The sequence below is a fragment of the Rubritalea profundi genome (genome assembly GCF_002954445.1).
Classification (GTDB): domain Bacteria; phylum Verrucomicrobiota; class Verrucomicrobiia; order Verrucomicrobiales; family Akkermansiaceae; genus Rubritalea; species Rubritalea profundi.
This window is the reverse complement of record NZ_MQWA01000001.1, coordinates 141,536-161,732: the sequence shown is the minus strand read 5'-3', so window position 1 is coordinate 161,732 and position 20,197 is coordinate 141,536. Positions and strand designations below refer to the sequence as shown.

Genomic DNA, 20,197 nt, shown 5'->3' with positions numbered 1-20,197 from the left:
AGTAGTGCTGATAGCTTAGGAAAGAGCTTTCATGACAGCTTGTGAGAGGATCTTGCCATCTGCGCGTCCTTCAGTCTTTTTCTGGAGGAGGCCCATGACCTTGCCCATGTCAGCGCGAGATGCCGCACCAGTTTCGGAAACGACCGCAGCCACTGCGGCATTGATTTCGTCTTCAGTCATTGCGGTTGGTAGATACTTTTCAAGGACTAAAATCTCAGCTTGCTCGTTTTCGGCTAGCTCAGTACGACCTGCTGCGGTGAACTGCTCGATGGAGTCGAGGCGTTGCTTCACTTGCTTGCGAATGATGCCGATGATGGCTGTGTCATCGAGTATAGTATCTGCGCCACCGAGCTCGATCGCAGCGTTCTTGATCGCTGATTTGAGCGCGCGAATGGTAGTGAGGGCGAGCTTGTCCTTAGCCTTCATTGCGGTCTTCATATCGACGGTCAGTGTGTTGTTCATGCTCATGGGTGCAATGTGGCTGGCGATACGACTCTGCACAAGGGCTGAGTTTGGAGACAGTCGGATTTACGGCGTGTAGTAGCTAAGGCGGTAAAAGACCTTTTCGCCGAGTTCAGAGTTAGGATCACTGACGCTCAGAGATCCGTCAGCTAGCGATTCTGTTGTGCTGATGTCTACCCAAGCAGAAAGCTTGGAACTACGCTGAAGAATGTATTTATGCAGTGGAGCGAGATTGGCAAAAACTAGGTCGTTTGAAGTTGCTCCATGGTTGAAGCTAGAAGGGGAACTATTTGTTTCTGTATCCACTCTCCATGCTAGGGCGTAGTCGGCATTGACACTCCCGTTTCTAGCGACTGTGATAGTGTAGGTGCCTGGCGAGAGGTTAGTTTGCCAAATGTGCTCGATGTTATCTACGCTGCTATCTGAGCTAAATACCACTACGTCAGAGCTATCAGTGAGCGTGAGTGAGAGATTAGCTAAGGTAGAGTAACTCCCACCTGAGCTAGCTCGATTCCAGCTAAGGTTGGCACAGAGTGATGAGGACGTAGAATTATCCGGGATTGTTAATGTGTAAGCTTGGGGAAATCTATTTCTGCCGCCAGGAGAAAAATAATCCCAGCCGTAACTGCCAATTGAGCCAGCACTTTGCTCTCCTCCACTGAGTATTCGAAAGCTATTAAGAATGTTTACTTCACCAGCTCCATAAATGTCATCAATGGGTCTAGTTGAGGAGTTATCCCAATCTTCAAATTTTAATTTATCAGCTCCAGCCAATATGACGCTTTTGATTGCAACTGAAGTAGCACTAGAAGCTTGAGCTCGCAAGAGAGTTGCGACAGATGCGGTAGCTCCTGTTGCAGAGCTACTGCTTCCGAGGGAGTTAACTACTTCAGGTTTTTGGCGACCAGCTCCTTCATAGCCATCGGGCACAGGACCTCTGCTATGGTTACCACTTGAAATGCCGACTGAAATTCCGTTATAAGATTGGTTCAATAGTTCAGGGAGTGTTTTTGCTGACCCATTATTTACCCCTACAATGTGGAGAGTGTCAGAATTTATAGTGGTGGCATCAAGTCTAGCTGACAAAATTTCCGTGCCTTGTGAGCTCCCAACTGAGCCTATCCATGCGTGGCTCATGACCCGCTCAGTCCAGAGACCTGAATTATCGTTTTTAATTTTGTCAATAAAGTCATCTGCAGAGTAAATGTTCACTGAGGCGACAGATGGAGTCATACTGCTGGAATTTCCAAAGAATTGGCTAGCTACACCCGTGGCGTGGCTGGATGGAATTATAGATTCTCCTGTGACGTCGATGATCGATTCGTCAGAGAGTTGGATGTCATTAAAGTCTGGTGCATAGGCTGTGGTTCCGGCTTCAGACATGCCAACAGCAAGACCAGACGTATCAGGCAGTGTCATACTATTGAGGCTAGCCCATTCTTGAAGTTCATCCCACCCAATATCTGTGCGCCAGTCAGCAGACACCAAGCATGGCATCAGTGATAGTAGCAGTGCTGATAGTGTGGATTTCATTGATTAGGGAAGCTAATGTAGGAGCGCTAACCTGTGGGTAAAGGTGAAAGTGCTACATTCGCTAACAGTATGAGGCGTAATAAGTAGCTCGAAAGATCTAAGAAATCCTGTGGATGGCGCGTTTTACTGAGTATGAAAGCCACTAGAGCCTACCAATTACACGTCGAAGAGGAAGAAGTGCCAGTCGACATTTCCTCATTGATCGATGTCTGTTTCCTCCTGCTGATCTATTTTTTGGTGACGGCGACCATAATGCCGCGAGAAAGTGATCTAGACTTACAATTGCCTACGCCGGGAGAAAGTGCCGCTATGGAGGATTTAGTGATGCGGCTAAACCTAGAGACGACAGGAGCGGTGAGCATGGCCCAAGAGTCGGGCTCGGCTGAGCCCCTAGACACTGATGGAGATAGTCGTAGTTTGCCTCTACTTAAGGATAGAATCAATCTGATGCAAATGGCGGCAGCTCCCAATGAGTTGCTGGTGCAAATAGACGTGGAAGGCGATGCTTCACACCAACGGTTTATTGATGTGATGAATTGCCTGTCGGAAACGGATGTCGCTAAAGTAAGCTTTATCGATCGTGGGGAGGCACAATAGGAGCTAATCTTAGGGTTGCTACACTCGGGAGGTTATCTAGGTTGTTGCCTGCGGCGCTCGACAGAATGAACAGAATTTATCCAGAATTAACCAATGAAAAACAAAGCTCTTGGGATATTTAAGAGAGGATTCAGGGTTTTGGCCTTTTTCTTAGCTTAACCTTTTGAGAAATCCTGCGGAGTTTTGTTAATTCTGTATGAAAATTTCCTAGTTTAGTGACCATGGAGCTAATCCCAATCGAGAACTATTTTTCCAGACTGACCAGAGAGCATTGTTTCAAAGCCTTTGGCGAAATCGGTGTAATGGAAGCGATGGGTGATCACTGGGCTGATGTCGAGTCCAGCACGCACCATTGAGCTCATTTTATACCAAGTTTCGAACATCTCTCTGCCGTAAATGCCTTTAAGAATAAGCCCTTTGAAGATGATCCTGTCCCAATCGATGGTCACTTTTTCTGGAAATATACCGAGCAGTGAAATCTTCGCTCCGTTGGAACTGTGCTCAAGCATGTCATTGAGGCCGCTGGGGTGACCGGACATTTCGAATCCAATGTCGAAGCCTTCAGTCATGCCTAGCTCGGCTTTGATGTCGTCGAGGCTTTCTTTAGAGACATCAACAACGCGAGAGGCTCCGAGCTTTTTGGCTAGGTCCAGGCGGTAGGGATTGACGTCGGTGACAACGATGTTGCGAGCACCAGCAAATTTGGCGACAGCGGCAGCCATGCAACCAATGGGTCCGGCTCCTGTGATGAGTACGTCTTCGGCAACGAGGTCGAAGGATAGAGCGGTGTGGATCGCATTTCCAAGTGGATCAAATGTGGATGCGATGTCATCAGGGATGGACGTGTGGACTTTGTAGGCATTGACAGCTGGAATGGACAAGTACTCGGCAAAGGCGCCAGTGCGGTTGACGCCAACTCCTTTGGTGTTAGGGCAGAGGTGGCGTCGGCCAGCGAGACAGTTGCGGCAATGTCCGCACACGATATGGCCTTCACCTGAAACACGTTCACCGACGGTGAAATCATGCACACCAGCCCCGACTTCTGCGATCTCACCACAAAATTCGTGACCGATGGTCATTGGAACGGGGATGGTGCGCTGAGCCCATTTATCCCATTTCCAGATATGGAGATCAGTGCCACAAATCGATGTTTTCTTAATTTTGATGAGAACCTCACCAGGGCCAGCTGTTGGTTTTGGCACGTCTTCGAGCCAGAGACCTTCTTCCGCTTTGGATTTCACGAGTGCTTTCATGTTAGACTTTGTCAGTAATCGTTTTATTTTATCATGCCGTTCTGAGCTAAAAAAGAGGAAGTTTAGCAGTTGGCTAAATTTCTTCTGAGAAGTGATGATTGAGTATAAATTGGAGCGCTATTTTTCCTGTTCAAAATAATCTGGTCTTGGATATGGACGCGCCTTACCCCCTGAGTAGGAGCCAAATTTCTAATATATGACCTACGCAATCGCCGAATTACTGATGATTGCGTATCAGAAATAGAGAAGGTTCTAGACTGCAAGTTAAGTAGAATCGTAAAAAAGAAGACGAACTAAATTACGAATCTCCACTAGCTGAGAAGGAAATGTTTTTTCTTCAAATTACTGAAGTATAGAGGTGACGTAGCTGGATTCTCTCGAGACTGATTTCGGTCAGTTTCACATAGAGAAGAATAGGATTGGTTTCTATTGATTACATTGCTATGAACTCTGGCTGGATTAGGGGAGCTATTTGAAGTCCAAGTATTGATGCTCTGTTTCCAGATAAGAAAAAATATTGGGCTTGGCTATTGACCTAAGTTCCATCTTATCAATGTTTTATTGAAATTTAGTGGGTGATTTTGAGGGTGCGGCAATGGAATCATGTTTACATCAACGCCCTAGTAGTGCGATAGTTTAGGTATCTTGATAAGTTTTTCCATGAATTGCATACCGATGTGATTATTCGAGACTCCTGTAGGTGGGGCATCTCGATCAAGCTTAAGCGCCTACAACCTAACCCAAATGAATACCCAAATAACCCATGAGTTCATCTATCAAATCTTCAGAAGTTACCGATAAGGCAACGAAGGTCAGCACGGATCCTAAATCGCAAAAAGGAACCAGTAAACGATTACAGGAGTTCGGCATCAAAGCTCCAAATCAGAAGGCAAAAAACTTTGTGTTAGATACGAATGTGCTGCTGCATGATCCGGGTTGTTTAAATCGGTTCGCCAACAACCATGTGTGCATTCCAGCGGATGTTCTCTCTGAGTTAGACAAATTTAAGAATGAACAATCGGAGCGTGGGGCGAATGCGCGGCAAGTTCACCGTAAGTTGACTGAGATATTTGGCACATCAGAGCAAGTCACCGAAGGAGTTGAAACTGAAGGGGGAGGGACTGTGAGGTTGGTTATTTATGATCCTACCTTCTGCATGGAAAACTCTGAGATTCTAGCTCAATTCCTGAGAGTGTTTCCGGACAGGGAGCGTATCGATCACCGTATACTAGCGGCCACTTTGTTGTTAGCTGAGCACAATAGCTCACCAGTGGTTTTAGTTACTAAAGATCTTAATATGCAGCTAAAGGCGCGTGCCGTGCACATCAACTGCCAAGATTATCTCAACGATAAAGTGGATCCCAGTGAGGTGTCTAACTATGACATGCGCACTGTGGAAGTCGAAGCCAGTGAGCTTCAAAAGTTCGCCAGTGCTGGGCATTTAGAAATCGAGCACGAGAGAAGACCTGAAGTGGTTCTCAACCAATACGTATTGCTCGAAGCTGGAGAGAAACAGACGATGCCTGCACGCCTGGATTCCGAAGGGACTTTTGTTAGGTTACAAGTTCCCAATGTTCTTAAAATCCCAGATGGACATCATTTGAAGCCTTTGAATTTGGGGCAAAAATGTTTGATCGACGCATTACTCAACCCTGATATTTCTCTAGTCACCTGTTATGGGCAAGCTGGTACAGGTAAGACACTGGTTGCAGTGGCGGCCGGGTTAAGCGAGATGTTCAATCGTGAGTATAATGGAATTACCGTTAGTAGACCAGTGGTGGCTATGGGGGATACGATTGGCTTTTTACCTGGTGATCTAGATGACAAGATGCGTCCTTGGTTGCAGCCTATTTACGATGCCTTGGAGCTACTCATGTCACCGCCTGCTCACACCAGCCAAGCTCCTCGACGCAAGCAAGTAAAGAAGGATTCAGCGAGTAAATCCGTCACTAACGCCAAACCTTGGGAAGCACTTATTGAGCAAGGTCTAATAGAGATCGAAGCGCTCTGTTACATTCGTGGGCGATCTATACCTAACAGATTTTTTGTTTTAGACGAAGCTCAGCAGCTCACTCCTTTAGAAGCTAAAACGATAGTGACACGGATGTCGCGCGGGTCAAAATTGGTAATGGTGGGAGATCCTGCGCAGATAGATAACCCCTACGTTGATAGCCGGAGCAACGGTTTAGTTTACACACGTAATCGTCTAAAGGGGCAGCCTTTCACGGCACATGTATCGCTGTCACGTGGTGAACGCAGCCCACTCGCTGAAGCTGGTGCTCAGTTGATGTAGCAGTTTAGTCTTTAAAGAAGCGCTGGAAATTGAGCTCTAACTGCTCAGCCAGCGTTTCTTTTTTTCATCCATCACTTCAGCGAAACCAGTAAGGATTGAGCTGAGGTTTGCTGGATGATTCGCCTGGTTCACAAGGCTATGGCTAATCCATTGGGGAGGGGGAGTCATATCTGGAGCGTCGGTTTCTATCAAAATGCGCTCGCGTGGTAGGGAGCGAAATGTGTCTTGAACGCCAATTTTGCGTTGCTGCAGGAAGTAGCCAGAAAAAGAAAAGTACGCTCCATGTTTTGCCAGCTGTTTCGCGATTTCTGTGGAGCCGCCAAAGCTATGGAGGAGGAAGCCGCGAGTCGGTGTGGGAGTTTCCTGTAGGATGTCTAACAGCCAACCCCAGGCTTTAAGAATATGGATGGAGATTGGGAGGTTCCTGTCGCTAGCCAGTTTGAGTTGGAAGACGAATGCCCCTTCTTGGGCTTGCTTGTCTAGGCCAGTCATCCAGCGGTCGAGGCCGCATTCGCCGATGCAGGCATTCGGGTGGGAGTCGAGTTTTTCGATCAGAAGATCTTTCCATCCATCTTTGATTTCTGGAGTTTTCCAGGGATGAAGGCCGAACGATGGGATGATTATTTCTGGGTAGCGATGTGCAAGTTCGCTCACTTCGTCCCAGTCAAGTGGACTGGTGCCATTGACAACCATCTGGCTGATTCCGACATCCTGCGCTTGCTTAACAATGGCATCACTATCAGCCATCAATAGTGACGACTGAAGGTGAAGATGCGCGTCTTGCAGGCGGAGGGGAGGCATGGGGTTAGATATTCAGATTGACGAGGTCTTCGGCAGATTTGTCGTAGGAGTAGAGTGAAGCGGACTCGACAGTTAGCTCGGCCAAGGGGGCTGAGTAAATGGATTTCTGATCGCTCGGTTTGCGATAGCTTAGGTCGTAGTGGTCGACCAAGATAGACTGAAGGAATGCTTCCCAATCGGAATTTGCAATTTGCTCTTGCCACTGGCTGACTTGGTCCTGGCCACGCAAGCGTACGAGCACATTGAGGAGTTCGGTAAGAGTGGCTGGATTTTCACAAAAATGTGGATAGTCCTCACGCAGCAGAACGCAGCGCTCAGCGATTGAGAGCTTGAGTTCAATGAGTTTACTTTGGCTCAATTTCTTCCACAAGACCGGTGGGCAATGCACATTACCGATTCGGTTGCTTTCAGCTTCGGTCCAGACCTTTTTCTGAGGGTCGTGCGACTGTAAGGCGTTCCAAAGTCGTGTTTCAAATTGCTTTTGACTTGGTTGCTTACCTACTTGTGGGCTGCCTAAAAGCGATCCCTTGTGATTAGCTAAGCCCTCGAGGTCGAGGATTTGCTCACCACGTTTTTCGAGAGCGTGGAGCATGCGTGTTTTTCCCACGCCAGTTAGGCCAGAGAGGACAGTCAGTTCCAGTGTAGTTTCTGTGAGAATGCGGTTGAGGTCGTCTACTACAAATTTTCTAAATGAGCGGTAGCCGCCTTTGAGTAAATGGCTTTGAAGCCGATGGAACTCAGGATGTGGGTGAGCGAGCGCGAGCGCATTCCTCCACGCCAACAATAGAGCAGTGGATTGTAGTCGATCTCTTTGTCAGCAAAGTGACCAGCGAGAGCAGCTGAGGCATTGGCTGAGATCAATCCCGCGCCAAGCTTACGTGCTTCGAATGGCGAATCATTGTAGAGTGTGCCGACTTTTACTCTTTCCTCGTCGTTGAGGACAGGGATGTTGATTGCTCCTGGGATATGGTCGATCGCGAATTCAGAGGGGGATCGGACGTCGATGACCTCAGAATGGATGCTTAGATCACTAGGCAGGGTGATGGAGTCGAGAAAATGCAAAAGAGTGTAGGATTGTTTACTTTATGAGGCGAAAAAGCGCTCGGACTCCAGGGAGTGACGAGCGCTTAATATTGATAACTGTCAAAGGTCGAGTTAGATATTGTGCTAGAATGAATACCCGAGGTTCACACCGATGAATGGAGATGGGTCGTAGTCTTCTCTGGCTATACGGTGACCGTTAGAGTCATCGAGTAAAAGATCATTAGCAAAACCAACACCTGCGATAAAAGAGGTCTGCAGGTTATCATTGGCTTGCCATGTGAGTATGCCAAATACTGGGATGCTGTTATCTTCACCAATGGCCTGTTTGCCGTTTGTAATGGAGTCATCAAGACGGAAGCGGAGGCGTTCGGAGCGAGCTCCAAAGGTGAAACGTAAGTCATGTTTGATTTGCCATTTGACGGCTAAACCTGGGCCGAGTGATGCTCCAACAATAGGGCCGGTGGTGAGACTCAGATTCTGGCAAAATTCCCAATCAACAACAAGGATAGGAAAGACGCTGGCACTATCTTCGAGTTGCCCGACATAACCCACACCTGGCCCAATAGTCAGGGTGTCACTGAATTTATAGGAGGCACCAAGTAGGGCTCCACCTGTGAGGGTGTCACTAAAACTAGCGCCGCTTTCACCAGAGGTTCTGACGCTGGGGAGAGCAAAGAGTTTCCAGTTGTCGGCAAATTTCCAGCTAATGAGCGCTCCTAAATTACTAGTGTGGATGTTATCCCAAGGATTGAGTCCAACAAAACTGCCTGCAGACCCACCGTCGAAATCGTAGGAATGGAGTTGGTAGGAGGCTGTGAGAGCGACGAATAGGTCGTCATTGTTATTATAAATTGGGACGCCACCTGAGATGTGGAAGAACTGGTTAGAGACGTCACCGCCGCCATCAACATTCGCACCGAAATCGTAGATATATCCAGTCTGGATAGGGGCTACTTCCATTGCATAGGAAGAACATGTGAGAGCTGCTGCTAGTGTGCTGCTGAGTAGTAGGTTTTTCATGAGGTGTCGAATGAGTGATTTATTTTCTTATTTCCCAGATCTCACAGATTTGATTATCGAGTGGCTGCTTTGAGAAGCGATCGGTTTGGCCTAGGAACACTGCGCGCGTGTTACCGTCTTTGACGTGTTTAACGATAGATGCTATTGCGACTGCGCGTTTAGCTGAGAGGATTTTATTATCCACTTTGTTGCCGGTCTCGGAGGCGTAGCCGACGATAAGGAAGAATGAATCTGGGCGAGCAGCAGCAAGGGTGTCTATAATTTCCGAGCGGTCTTTGTCAGCTACTTCTGACGAATTGGTCTTGAAGCGAATTGAGCGAACCATGTGATCGTTGAGTTCGGTATTGATAAGTCCGTAAGCTTCAACCAGCTGTTTAGGGTTGAAGTCTTCTAGCTTCTCTAGTTCTTTATAGAGTCGTGATGCTGCAGGGTGAAGCTCGTCTACAGATTTAGCATAGAGGCTGTCGTAGTCGTTTGCCGCACGGAGTTGTTGCAGTTCGATTCTCATTCTTTCGACCTCGCTTGAGTTCATCGCGCCAACTAACTGGACTTCGAGGTCAGCAATCTTCTTATTGAGCTTTTCGTTGGTGAGCATGGTCTCATTGAGTGATGCGCGAAATTGGGCAACCGTTTCCGGTGTAGGGCGTCCAGCTAGCTCTTTGATTTGTTTGTCGCGCTCGGCTAGCTTAGCTTTGAGGGCTTCAGCTTCTTGTTTGAGGTAGGCAACATTTACTTGTTGGCCTTGGAGTTGCGCCAGCTGTGAACGGAGTTTACTCGCTTCATCGCTGAGTGACTGGTTCATTGAACCCGCCGCCTTGAGATCGAGCTGAGCCTTGGTGAGTGAGGCTTCTTTGGCACTGAGGGCAGTTTGGAATTCCTCAATGTTGGTGCGCAAATCCATAGCATCGCGGCTGATGCGTGTGCTGAGCTCATCAATTGAACTGGTATCAGCCGGGAGAGCGATACCGAGTGACTTGAGCTCTTGCTCTTTGGTGGCGACACTCTGACGGAGCCCGATGAGCTTTTCGGTATTTACTCCACTCACTGCAGGAACATTACCTTTCTGCTGCATGCTGAAGAACATCATGAGGGCAATGATAGCTAACATCGCTATGACGATCATGATGAGAGTATTTTGGCTGCTCGCTGGGGCAGCTGTGGGTGTGGAATTTTTTTCGGACATTTGAAGATTGGGTCGGGTGTTGTAGGTGTGGGCTAGTCTTTAGTGAATTATGAGTGGGGCGGCAAGCACAGGTTTGGGGCCAAGGTTATTTACGCAATTTCAGAGTGTTGAGTGGGAGGTTTGGGTCGATATCGCAACACATGTCTGAGTATTCATTTCTGAGGAATTTTTGCAGTCCAACGAAGGCGATCATGGCTGCATTGTCAGTGCTTAGGTGCTTGCTGCAGACTTCGAGCTCCATGTTGTGCCGCTTACAGGCGTCAGCCATTGCGTCGCGGAGGGCGCCATTGCAGGAAACTCCGCCAGACATGGTGATGCGATCCGCTTGGACTGACTGGGCCGCACGAATAGTTTTCTTAACCAAGACTTCGATGACGGCAGCTTGGAAGGAGGCGCAGATGTCTGGAAGTTGCTCAGCGGTGGCTAGTCCGGTTTCTGGGTTGAGCTCTGAGATAGTATAGAGCACTGCAGTTTTGAGACCTGAGAAGGAAAAATCGAGGTTGGCTCGCTTGAGCATTGAACGGGGGAAGCTGTATGCAACAGGGCTGCCGTCACGTGCGACTCGCTCGATTTCTGGGCCTCCGGGATAGGGGAGACCTAGCATCTTGGCGACCTTATCGTAGGCTTCGCCAGCCGCATCATCCACGCTCTTACCTAATAGCTCGTACTCGCCAAATTGTTTGGTGTGCAGGATCATGGTGTGCCCACCAGAGACAACTAACGAGATGTTGGGGAGGATTCCTTTGTCTCCCGCTATGAATGGTGAGAGCAAGTGGCCCTCCATATGGTTAACCGAAATGAAGGGCTTGCTAGCCGCGACTGCCATTGCCTTAGCAGCGGTGTGACCAATCAGCAGAGATGATGCTAGACCGGGGCCTGCGGTGGCAGCAAACCCATCAACTTGTTCGAAAGTAACTCCAGCTTTGTTTAATGCGGCGTCGATCAGTGGGCGCAGCGCTAGCGAGTGATTACGTGAAGCCAACTCAGGAACCACTCCTCCGTACTCGCGGTGGATGTCGATCTGCGAGGAAATCTCAGAGCTGAGCACTTCGGCTTTATTTAAATTTCCTCGTAAAATCGCAACCGCTGTTTCGTCACAGCTGGATTCGATGGCTAGTAAGATGACTGTCGTATCGGGCACAGCTGCGAGTAATTGCTGAAAGCGTATTACTTGCAAGTGGATTTCTCTACGATTCTAGCAAAATTAAGAAAATAGGAATTTAAATGGATCCTCTCGAGTTGGTTGTTTCGTAGGGATTGCGGGTGTTGAGTTGAAAGTTAAGAAAGGTGAAATTCATCTAGTGTGTTGATTTTAAGATAGCTAAGAGCTGCGATGTTTATGGGTGAAAACAAATCTGAGTTTTTTAGTTAAAAAGGACTTGCACAGGGCATGGAAATAGGTAGGTTCCAGCCGCCGCAAGGCAAAGCAACGAAAGACGATGGAGCGGTAGCTCAATTGGTTAGAGCACCGCCCTGTCACGGCGGAGGTTGCGGGTTCGATTCCCGTCCGCTCCGCCATCTTCTTTCAATGCAAAACACATCGACTAAGTGGAGCGGTAGCTCAATTGGTTAGAGCACCGCCCTGTCACGGCGGAGGTTGCGGGTTCGATTCCCGTCCGCTCCGCCACTCGTTGATTAAAAAAAGCGCATCCTAATGGGGGCGCTTTTTCGTTTGGAGAGCTTGACCAGCTTTCTTAAGTTGGCAACAGGCTCAGCGGTCATCTTGGGGGCAGCTTGAGCATTGACAAATGGTAATAGACGTTGCAACTTAGGCAATAATGTTTTCAAAAAGTTATAAAATAGTACTGGCTTTATCATTGTTAGGGCTTCCAGCTCAAGCAAGGACTTGGACGAGTGTTGACGGCTTAAAGACATTTGAGGGTGAGTATAAATCCTTCGACCAAGAGACCAAAGAAGTCACGGTTCTACGAAAGTATAAGAAACTCAAGTTTTCGATGGATGTGCTTTCACCATCGGATCGCGACTGGGTGAATGTAAAAGTTGAAGAGGTTGCCGCTAAAGAGGCTGCTGCAAATGCTCCTACGGTGGAGGAACAATTGGCAGCTCAAACAGTGGGGTCTAAGCTGAATGAGAAAACTCTTGTGCGGCTTGACGGTAAGCGCTTCAAGAAGGCTCAGATTGAGAAAGTTCCGGAATATTACTTACTCTATTATTCTGCGAGTTGGTGACCACCTTGTCGTAAAGCTGCGCCACAGTTAGTGGCCAAATTCAACAAAGAAATAGCAGGTAATGAAAATGTCGAATTCATTCACGTTAGCCTTGATAGTAATGAGGAATCTGCTCTTGCGTGGGCCAAAAAAGAAAACTTTCCATGGTTACATGTCATGAAGCAAAGCATAGCCAAGGCTGATTTAGCAAAGTTTAAAACGGAGCGGTATGTTCCATTTTACTGTTTTGTCGACAAAGACGGAAAAGTATTAGCGAAGGGCTCTCAAGCATCTTTTGCTAAAGCTAAGGAAGTCGCTCAATAGCAGTCAGATAGACCTTAGTTAAGATTTCAGGTTCACATCAATGATGTGGGCCTTTTTGTTCACTTTTTTTATACTCATTTCGCGGGGCGGACTTAAGAGGTTGACGGCTGAAAATTGGGTTCCTATGTTAGCCGCGAATTTATGAAGAATCCTATCACTGTTTCCGTCACCGGAGCTGCGGGCCAAATTGGCTACGCCTTACTTTTTAGAATTGCATCTGGAGCCATGTTTGGGCCAGACCAACCAGTCGCCCTGCGCTTGATCGAGATCGAGCCCGCCATGAATGCCCTGCAAGGGGTAGTGATGGAGCTCGATGATTGCGCCTTCCCTCTGTTACAGAGTGTTACCACATCGAGCGACCTCGATGAAGGTTTCAATGGGACAAACTGGGCGTTACTCGTCGGTTCAGTTCCTCGTGGTGCTGGAATGGAGCGCAATGACCTTTTGGGCATCAATGGAAAGATTTTCACTGGTCAAGGGGAAGCGATTGGACGTTCCGCAGCGGCTGATGTTCGAGTCGTTGTCGTAGGTAACCCATGTAATACGAATTGCCTGATTGCTATGCAGCACGCGAGTGGGGTGCCGAGTGATCGATTTTTTGCAATGACTAGACTCGATGAGAACCGCGCGAAAAGCCAGCTTGCAGTCAAAGCGGGAGTGCATAGCTCAGAGGTAACGAATCTCTGTATTTGGGGGAATCATTCCTCCACCCAGTATCCAGATTTCTATAATGCTAAAATTGGTGGCAAGCCCGCTACTGAAGTGATCAATGACGAGGCGTGGTTGCAGCAAACATTTATTCCAGCAGTGCAGCAACGTGGCTCAGCGATTATCAAAGCAAGAGGGGCATCGTCTGCGGCATCGGCTGCAAATGGCATCGTCGATACTGTTCGTAGCTTGTGTTCTCCGACTGCTGCTGGTGATTGGTTCAGCGTGGCGGTCTGTTCGCCTGGTGCCTATGGAATTGATGCTGGCTTGATCGCTTCTATGCCGATTCGTACCGAAGATGGTAAAACGTGGTCGGTTGTCGAAGGGGTGGAGGTAAACGCATTCTCACGCGAGAAAATAGATGCCTCAATCGCCGAGCTTAATGGCGAGAAAGAGGCCGTGAAGCATTTGCTCTAGTGGCGAGACGAGCTAATAAGAAAACCATTGTGCTCACTGTCATGTTGGCAGTGAGTTTGGTTTTCTGTGGTGCGTTTTCGGTTAAATCCGAGTATCGGGGGCTTCAGGCCAAGTTTGCACAAGATCAAATCAAGACGTTTTACTTGATTCGCGAGAGTGCTCTCGGCTCAACTGCTGAGGAATCGGCGAAAATAAAAAATCACTATCCATCGGGCACCAAGCAATCGACAGGGAGTCCGTTGGGCGCTGCTGTCGAATTAGTGCGTAGCGAGGTGATGCGTGATGTGATTACTCATTTGCAGACAACTTCAGGACAAACTCTGGGCGATGATCCAGAGGTGTGGATTCGATTTTACGCTGACTGAATAGCTGTCTAAGATGACGCCTTCATTATTCCGATCTTGCGTTCGAACTCGAGATCGGGAGCTAGGCCAGCGCGGAGAGCATTGTTGTAGGCTTCTCTGGCTTTCTTTTTATCGCCTTTTAGGTTGTGCACTAGAGCGATGTTGTAGTAGCCAGCTTCGTATTCTGGGTCGAGTTCTACGGCACTCTGTAAGAAGTCGAGAGCCTTGGTGTAGCGGGCTTTTCTAGCCTCAATGATTCCTCTGTAGAGGAAAGCTTCTATGTAGTCAGGTTTGAGGTCAATGGCTCGGTCGATCGACTTGGCGGCTAGGTCATCATTGTTCTGTTGGAAGCGGGACATGCCCAGCATGAAATGGGTGTAGGGGCTTCTAGGGCGCTGTGATGTGCCTAGTTCGAAGATTATTTCGGCATCTTCTATTTCACCGAGACGCATGCGGATCACTCCGCGATTGATAAGGAAGCTATAGTCTGGGATGGCATCGTATGCTTCATCATAAATGTCTTTGGCGAAGCCGAGGTTATTTTTTTCAACGAGTCGTCTAGCAATCGTGTGATAGATATTGATTTTGTCATTGGCAATTTTTTGAGCGCGATCTCGGCTCTGTCTGCTAGCTCTGCCAAGTGGGCTGTGGAGGGTGCCCTCGGATTTGTGCTCGAGGAGCATTTCGCGTTCACGCTGGGTGAGTTGCAGTTCATCACCACCTGCTGCGAGGTATTCTGTTTCGAAATCAGGGTTTGGTACCGCCGAACGCTGGTATTCATCCCAAAGGAGGAGCTCGGCCTGACGGCGGCGCGAGGACTGGGTGATGAGACGGTTGACTGTTTTCTTGAGAAGTTCAGCCTCTTCACGTGCAGCTTCGTCAGCGAGTGGTTGGCTGGCTTTAAGTGCGAGTTGCTCTTGAGTGGCTTTGAGGGCGGATGCTAGGTTGGTGGTTCTCGTGCGAAATTCGGCGTTTTCTTTGCGTTTAAGAATAAGTTGATTCTTAGCAATAGCGACATCTTTTTCCGCTATTTTTACTAGGTCTAGTGCGATGTTCTTATCGGCATTGAGTTGGGCGAGGCTTTGCTTAGCATCGCGTAGTTCATGGCCGAGACGCAGGTTTTCTTTCATCAATTCCTTGGCTCGGTTGGCATCGCTGAGTTTGAGCATCTGGCTGAGTTGATCGCGCTCGGCCGTCATATTGACGAGGTCTTGTCGCAGCTCATAGCTAAGTGACTCAGAGTCGGAAAGTCGATTGATGAGGTCGGAGATCTCACCTTTTTGGGAGTTCATGATGACGTCAGCTTCGGCAAGTTGGCTTTTCAGGAGGTTAATTTCCTTGCGCATGGTAACGACGACGACCGCTGTGTTTGTCTGTGATGCATCTAGGTCTTTGGTCTTCTTAGCTAATAGACTTTTATTGAGTTTGGTTTCTCTGAGAAGTTTTTGGTTTTCAAGCGTCTTGATCTCTAGAAGTTTCTTGGCCTTAAGATGAGCATTGGTGAGCAAGATGAGCTCTTTCTCTTTCGTATCGTTTTGTTGTTCGAGCTTGTCGACATCAGCACGTAGTGGGGCCGTGGCGAGAGCTGTGCGAGTGCGCTGCAGTTCCTCGATGCTAGAGAGTAGCTTTTGTTGGTCATTTTTCCCTAAGTGCTGACTCTTGCGGAGCTCCTGCTGGAGCCGTGCAATCTCACCATTGAGCATACGGGTCTGAGTGCTTTCTTTACCGAGCCCTTGTTGGTTTTTTCGCAATTCAGTCTGAAGTTTGCTAATGCGTTGAGTGTATTTGAGTTTCTCTGATGTGTGCTTTATTTTAAGAGATTCGAGTTCCTTTTGCTGACTATTCACTCGGTCATTGAGTTGGGTAAGCTGGCGGAGGTCTCCTTGGTTACTTTTCACGACCGCAGGGCTGGGGATGCTTTTTTGCGCGCCTTTACCTATCACTAAATGCTGCAGCTGAGCTTGCTCGGCCATGAACACCTTTTGAGCGGCTGGCTCTACGCGTTTGATAGCGGCCTTTGTTTTGTCAATGCGTCCATGGACTATGTGAGGTTTCCAAGCTGGGTGAGCTGCTGCGAGGGACTCGTAATAGCGCAGTGCCTGGTGGTACTTATTCCAGGCATTCTTGAATGCTTTCTCTTCCTCTAGCTTTTCAGCCTCAGAGACAGTCTGGTAGGCTGAGAGGAGAATAGTTCCAGGGCGCACAGGTTCCTTGACCTCTTGAGCTAGAAGGGTGGAGGGTAAGGCGATAAGAATGATTGAGATGTAGGTGCGTAGGTTTCTTCTCATATTGTTGCAGAGGCTTGTAGGGGAAGTTGCTTTCAAGGGGAAGTGAAAAGTTTTCGTGCTATGTTATGGGAAACCCAGTGCCGTAGTGGACTTAGTCCTCATCGACACCATGGAAGAAGCGATCCGTCCACGGTGAAAATGCTTCAGGCAGAGGAGCGTGAAAGGTCAGGCGCTTGCCGCTACGTGGATGGGTGAAGCTGAGCCGGCGAGCATGAAGCATGAGCCTGCCGGGCTGCGCCTTTTGGCGGTTTGGTTTTGCGTAGATCGGGTCGCCAAGGATTGGACAACCAAGGTGCAGCATATGCACCCGAATCTGGTGGGTTCGCCCAGTATGGAGGTCACAATGGATCAACGAGCTATTGGTGGTGGCGTCGGTGCCGAGATCGCAGTAATCGGTGATCGCTGGCTTGCCAGAGCCAGGATTGACGACTGCCATTTTTAAGCGATTGACTGGGTGGCGGCCAATCTGGGTAAAAATGCTGTCATGGTCTTTGTTTGGTTTTCCTTCTACCACAGCTAAATATTGCTTCTTGGTCGTGCGGTCTTTGAATTGTTGAACAATATCGACGTGAGCGTTGTCGGTTTTGGCAACGACTATGCAACCAGAGGTGTCTTTGTCTAGGCGATGAACGATTCCCGGACGTTCGACACCTGCGATGCCAGCCAGTTTGCCTTTACAATGGTGGAGCAAAGCATTGACGAGGGTCCCCGTGGCATTTCCTGCTGCTGGGTGCACCACTAGGCCTGAGGCTTTGTTGATGACGATGAGATCGTCGTCCTCGTAAATGACATCAATTGGGATTTCTTCGGGCTCGGCGGTGTCTGATTTTGGTTCGGGTATGTTTACCGTGAGGGAGTCGCCGACTTGGATGGAGTACTTAGGCTTGGCTTTTTCTCCATTGACGAGGATGTCTCCCGATTTCAGCAACGACTGGATACGCGCTCGTGAGAGATCTGGCAACTGAGTGCACAAAAATACATCGAGCCGCTTTCCAGTATTGTCGTCCACTTGAATCTTCATCCAGTGATGATTTGTCAGAATCAGAGGGACACCAGAAAAAACTTTCGATTTCTAAAGTTTTTCAGTGCCATTTGAGAATTTTCTTCCTAATATCCCACGAAATGGAGGATTTCCCGTTAGAGGTTGAAGTAGAAGATTGCAGTTCTTGTGGCGAAGTGATGGATGTATCGGCCCTTCCTCCGTACACAAATGTGCAGTGTCCTAGCTGTGGTGAGCACTCTCATGTGAAGTGTCAGATAGGTGCTTATAGTATTATAAGTCGCCAGGGAGTAGGTGGAATGAGCCTAGTGTTTGCTGCCAGAGACCAAACTCTCGGGCGTAAAGTGGCTATCAAGTTGCTGAATGAGGATTACTCCCGCGACACTAAGCGTATTGAAGAATTTGAAAAGGAAGCAAAGATCACAGCATTGATCAGTCACCCCAATGTGGTGCGCGTCTATACTGTTGGCCAAGCATTCAACCGGTACTATATCGCGATGGAGTTGGTGGATGGGGATAGCCTAGAGCAATTGATGCAGAAACAAGGGAAGTTGTGTGAAGACATGATCACTCGTCTTGCCATTGAAATTGTTGAGGGGCTCAAAGCAGCCCATACAGAAGGGCTAATTCACCGTGATATGAAGCCTGGAAATGTGCTGATCGATAGCAATGGTCATGCTAAAATTGTTGATTTCGGTCTCGCTTTGATGACTTCTGGAGGCAAAGCCATCGCTGATGAAATTTGGGCAACTCCTTATTATGTGCCACCAGAAACCTTACAATTACGTGAAGAAGATTTACGGAGTGATATCTACGCTCTCGGAGCTAGCTTGTATCACGCATTGTCAGGAATGGCCCCATTCACTACTGAGACCAGATCGACTACTGAGCTTCTAAAGATCAAGACTGATGTGCCACGCCTTGGCAAGGTGACATCTGATGTGAGTCCCTTTTTGTCTGAGGTTATCGATAAAGCAATGGCTTTTGATGCCGATGATCGCTTCCAGAGTTATGAAGAATTTCTTGCTGCATTACGACAGGTCGAAATGTATTTTCGTACAGGCAATGAACCTGAGGAGTTGTCTGAACCAACAAAATCGCGACGCGGTCAAAGACAACTTAAAAGTTCAAGTGTACTCATCGCCGTAGCAGTTGTGGTAACGGCACTCATCATCGGTGTCGTAACGCTGATGACCACTGATACGACTCCGGAGAAGGTGAAAACGCCAGTGGTCGTTGGTGGCGAACCCGCCGAAGATCCAGGAATAGACGAGGAAGCGATGCATGTGCTGATCGCTGCTGAGTTGCGTATTGCACAGACATTTCTGACTCAAGGGAAATACATGTCGGCTCACGAGCGCTACCTCAAGCTGGCAAAAAATAAAGCGGTTGAGAGTGAAACGATGTACTGGACAGGAATGCGCTCGGCTATTTCAGCCTGGCTCGGAGGTGAATCACAGAACGCCCGAGATGCACTGCGCGAGATTTTAAAGCTTCAAGCACAGTCGGGAAGGGAGGAGCTTTCTACGGTTGATAAGAAATTACAGAAAGCCATGGTGCGACTCCTTGGGCTGAAATCAATCCCGTTAGAGCAAGTAAGTCAACTGAATGACGATTTAGATATCATGATCCTATTTGCCTCAGCTTTGAAAGAATGGGATCAAGGGAGGTGGCAAAATGCGGAGATTTTATTTTTGACTCTGAAGCAAGCGAAGACGGATTCTGATCAAGCTGGATTAGAATACTATAAGCAAATGTCCGATGCCTATTTAGCTGATCTGAAGTTGCTGAGTCCGCTTAAAGAGGGATTTGATCCGAAGACGGTGGAGCAGGCCAAAGAGGATCTAGTGGATGTTCTTAGCGCACGCAATAACCTCAAGACCAAAGGACGAGCACCCTTCAATACTCTTCAATGGCAGCGTCAGATCAATGCTAAGATTAAGCATATCGAGGCGAAGCAGCAAAGAGCTATATTAGAATCCAAAGAGCAGCGAGAGAATGCTGTGAAGTATTGGGCAATGGCCAAAAGCAACGCTCTCAGAGCACTAAAGCAACACGACTTTGAGCGTGTGGTTAAGGAGCTTAAAAAAGTCAAAGCGATCAGTGAGGATGATAAAGCCTGGAGAAGCAGTATTCTTTATTTAACTGAAAATGCAGTGGCTCTTTATAAATCGACCTCTGTTGCTCTTGAGGGTAAATCAGCTGATTTTGTCGTGAAACGACTAGATGGAATGGTTGAGTATGAAAAATTGTTGGGAGCTAAACCTGAAGGGTTGTTAGTTGGAGTAGAGGATAGAGAAAAGTTGTTGGCTTGGCGTGATTTATCTCCTTACACAATGATCGATTTACATAAGAAAATTTCGATTGTTCAGCTGAGCGAAGACGAGAAAAATCAGCGACGCGAGCAGCTTATCGCCTACACTTGGTTGACCGGGCTTGAAGCCAAAGCTCGTAGTGGAGCCGAAAGTTTGGCTGACGCGAGCCCTACCTTTTCTAAGCGCTGGAAGGCATGTATGGAGGCTGTGAATTAGTTTTTTTCCGTGCCGTCAATGGATTGATGGGTACATAGCCAGTCCTGCTTTCGCGGGTAAGGATAGGCTTAATTGAATGCCTTATCCTCCATTGCGGGTGCGCATCTAGGATACGATTGACTGAGTCGATGAATGCGTTAAGAGCATTTAGATCGAACCGATTCCGGCGAAGCCAAGAAATGGGTAGTTCACAGCTAGGCAACTTTGTCAGTGATTTACGCATTTTGAAGT

At 48.1% G+C, this 20,197-nt stretch carries 17 protein-coding genes, 2 tRNA genes and 1 pseudogene; 9 read left to right on the top strand and 11 right to left on the bottom strand.

Features of this window, described 5'->3' with window-relative positions; translation table 11 throughout:
- Nucleotides 1–15: 15 nt before the first annotated feature.
- Entirely contained in the window at nt 16–462 is a 447-nt protein-coding gene (locus BSZ32_RS00710) for a GatB/YqeY domain-containing protein (protein ID WP_240610527.1), read from the bottom strand.
- Between the two features lie 66 nt (nt 463–528).
- On the bottom strand, nt 529–1,995 hold the full coding sequence (locus BSZ32_RS00705; RefSeq protein ID WP_105041648.1) for a hypothetical protein: 1,467 nt from the start codon (nt 1,993–1,995) through the stop codon (nt 529–531).
- A gap of 132 nt (nt 1,996–2,127) precedes the next feature.
- On the opposite strand from BSZ32_RS00705, the gene BSZ32_RS00700 reads away from it, so the two are divergent.
- Entirely contained in the window at nt 2,128–2,592 is a 465-nt protein-coding gene (locus BSZ32_RS00700; protein ID WP_105041647.1) for an ExbD/TolR family protein, read from the top strand.
- 227 nt (nt 2,593–2,819) lie between these two features.
- Here BSZ32_RS00700 and tdh read toward each other — a convergent pair whose 3' ends face one another.
- Entirely contained in the window at nt 2,820–3,845 is a 1,026-nt protein-coding gene (gene tdh, locus BSZ32_RS00695; protein WP_105041646.1) for an L-threonine 3-dehydrogenase, read from the bottom strand.
- 763 nt (nt 3,846–4,608) lie between these two features.
- On the opposite strand from tdh, the gene BSZ32_RS00690 reads away from it, so the two are divergent.
- Nucleotides 4,609–6,138, top strand: coding sequence for a PhoH family protein (locus BSZ32_RS00690; RefSeq protein WP_105041645.1), 1,530 nt, complete (start codon nt 4,609–4,611; stop codon nt 6,136–6,138).
- Nucleotides 6,139–6,174: 36 nt separating this feature from the next.
- On the opposite strand, the gene BSZ32_RS00685 is transcribed toward BSZ32_RS00690, so the two are convergent.
- The 6 genes from BSZ32_RS00685 to tsaD all read right to left on the bottom strand — a co-directional run bounded on the left by BSZ32_RS00685 (nt 6,175) and on the right by tsaD (nt 11,363).
- The gene (locus BSZ32_RS00685; RefSeq protein WP_105041644.1) at nt 6,175–6,939 is read right to left on the bottom strand and encodes a TatD family hydrolase; all 765 of its coding nucleotides are present in this window, start codon (nt 6,937–6,939) and stop codon (nt 6,175–6,177) included.
- A gap of 4 nt (nt 6,940–6,943) precedes the next feature.
- Nucleotides 6,944–7,531: a tRNA 2-selenouridine(34) synthase MnmH gene (locus BSZ32_RS19040; protein ID WP_206018673.1), complete on the bottom strand. Its 588-nt coding sequence runs from the start codon at nt 7,529–7,531 to the stop codon at nt 6,944–6,946.
- 83 nt (nt 7,532–7,614) lie between these two features.
- Nucleotides 7,615–8,001 (bottom strand): rhodanese-like domain-containing protein, encoded by a 387-nt coding sequence (locus BSZ32_RS19035; protein WP_206018672.1) that lies wholly within the window; start codon nt 7,999–8,001, stop codon nt 7,615–7,617.
- A gap of 105 nt (nt 8,002–8,106) precedes the next feature.
- A complete protein-coding gene (locus tag BSZ32_RS00675) occupies nt 8,107–9,003 on the bottom strand; it encodes a TonB-dependent receptor (RefSeq protein ID WP_105041643.1) in 897 nt (298 codons plus the stop codon).
- A gap of 19 nt (nt 9,004–9,022) precedes the next feature.
- On the bottom strand, nt 9,023–10,186 hold the full coding sequence (locus BSZ32_RS00670) for an OmpA family protein (RefSeq protein WP_105041642.1): 1,164 nt from the start codon (nt 10,184–10,186) through the stop codon (nt 9,023–9,025).
- Nucleotides 10,187–10,271: 85 nt separating this feature from the next.
- Complete coding sequence (gene tsaD / locus BSZ32_RS00665) at nt 10,272–11,363, bottom strand: tRNA (adenosine(37)-N6)-threonylcarbamoyltransferase complex transferase subunit TsaD (RefSeq protein ID WP_240610526.1); 1,092 nt, start codon at nt 11,361–11,363, stop codon at nt 10,272–10,274.
- 264 nt (nt 11,364–11,627) lie between these two features.
- Between tsaD and BSZ32_RS00660 the strand changes: the two genes are divergently transcribed.
- The 6 genes and pseudogenes from BSZ32_RS00660 to BSZ32_RS00630 all read left to right on the top strand — a co-directional run bounded on the left by BSZ32_RS00660 (nt 11,628) and on the right by BSZ32_RS00630 (nt 14,168).
- Nucleotides 11,628–11,704, top strand: a tRNA-Asp gene (locus BSZ32_RS00660).
- Nucleotides 11,705–11,736: 32 nt separating this feature from the next.
- A tRNA-Asp gene (locus BSZ32_RS00655) sits at nt 11,737–11,813 on the top strand.
- A gap of 151 nt (nt 11,814–11,964) precedes the next feature.
- Nucleotides 11,965–12,375, top strand: a complete 411-nt coding sequence (locus BSZ32_RS00645) for a hypothetical protein (protein ID WP_129589517.1) — start codon at nt 11,965–11,967, stop codon at nt 12,373–12,375.
- A gap of 12 nt (nt 12,376–12,387) precedes the next feature.
- Nucleotides 12,388–12,678: pseudogene (locus tag BSZ32_RS00640) on the top strand (TlpA family protein disulfide reductase); the annotation flags it as partial.
- A 141-nt stretch (nt 12,679–12,819) separates the two neighbouring features.
- Nucleotides 12,820–13,803, top strand: coding sequence for a malate dehydrogenase (locus BSZ32_RS00635; protein ID WP_105041638.1), 984 nt, complete (start codon nt 12,820–12,822; stop codon nt 13,801–13,803).
- 29 nt (nt 13,804–13,832) lie between these two features.
- Nucleotides 13,833–14,168 (top strand): hypothetical protein, encoded by a 336-nt coding sequence (locus BSZ32_RS00630; RefSeq protein WP_129589516.1) that lies wholly within the window; start codon nt 13,833–13,835, stop codon nt 14,166–14,168.
- Nucleotides 14,169–14,176: 8 nt separating this feature from the next.
- On the opposite strand, the gene BSZ32_RS00625 is transcribed toward BSZ32_RS00630, so the two are convergent.
- Nucleotides 14,177–16,435, bottom strand: a complete 2,259-nt coding sequence (locus BSZ32_RS00625) for a tetratricopeptide repeat protein (protein ID WP_105041636.1) — start codon at nt 16,433–16,435, stop codon at nt 14,177–14,179.
- Nucleotides 16,436–16,526: 91 nt separating this feature from the next.
- On the bottom strand, nt 16,527–17,456 hold the full coding sequence (locus BSZ32_RS00620; RefSeq protein WP_105041635.1) for an RluA family pseudouridine synthase: 930 nt from the start codon (nt 17,454–17,456) through the stop codon (nt 16,527–16,529).
- A 101-nt stretch (nt 17,457–17,557) separates the two neighbouring features.
- Here BSZ32_RS00620 and BSZ32_RS00615 point away from each other — a divergent pair, with 101 nt between their 5' ends.
- Nucleotides 17,558–19,966 carry a serine/threonine-protein kinase gene (locus BSZ32_RS00615; protein ID WP_105041634.1) on the top strand — a complete coding sequence of 803 codons (2,409 nt, stop codon included), beginning with the start codon at nt 17,558–17,560 and terminating at the stop codon, nt 19,964–19,966.
- Nucleotides 19,967–20,197: the final 231 nt, after the last annotated feature.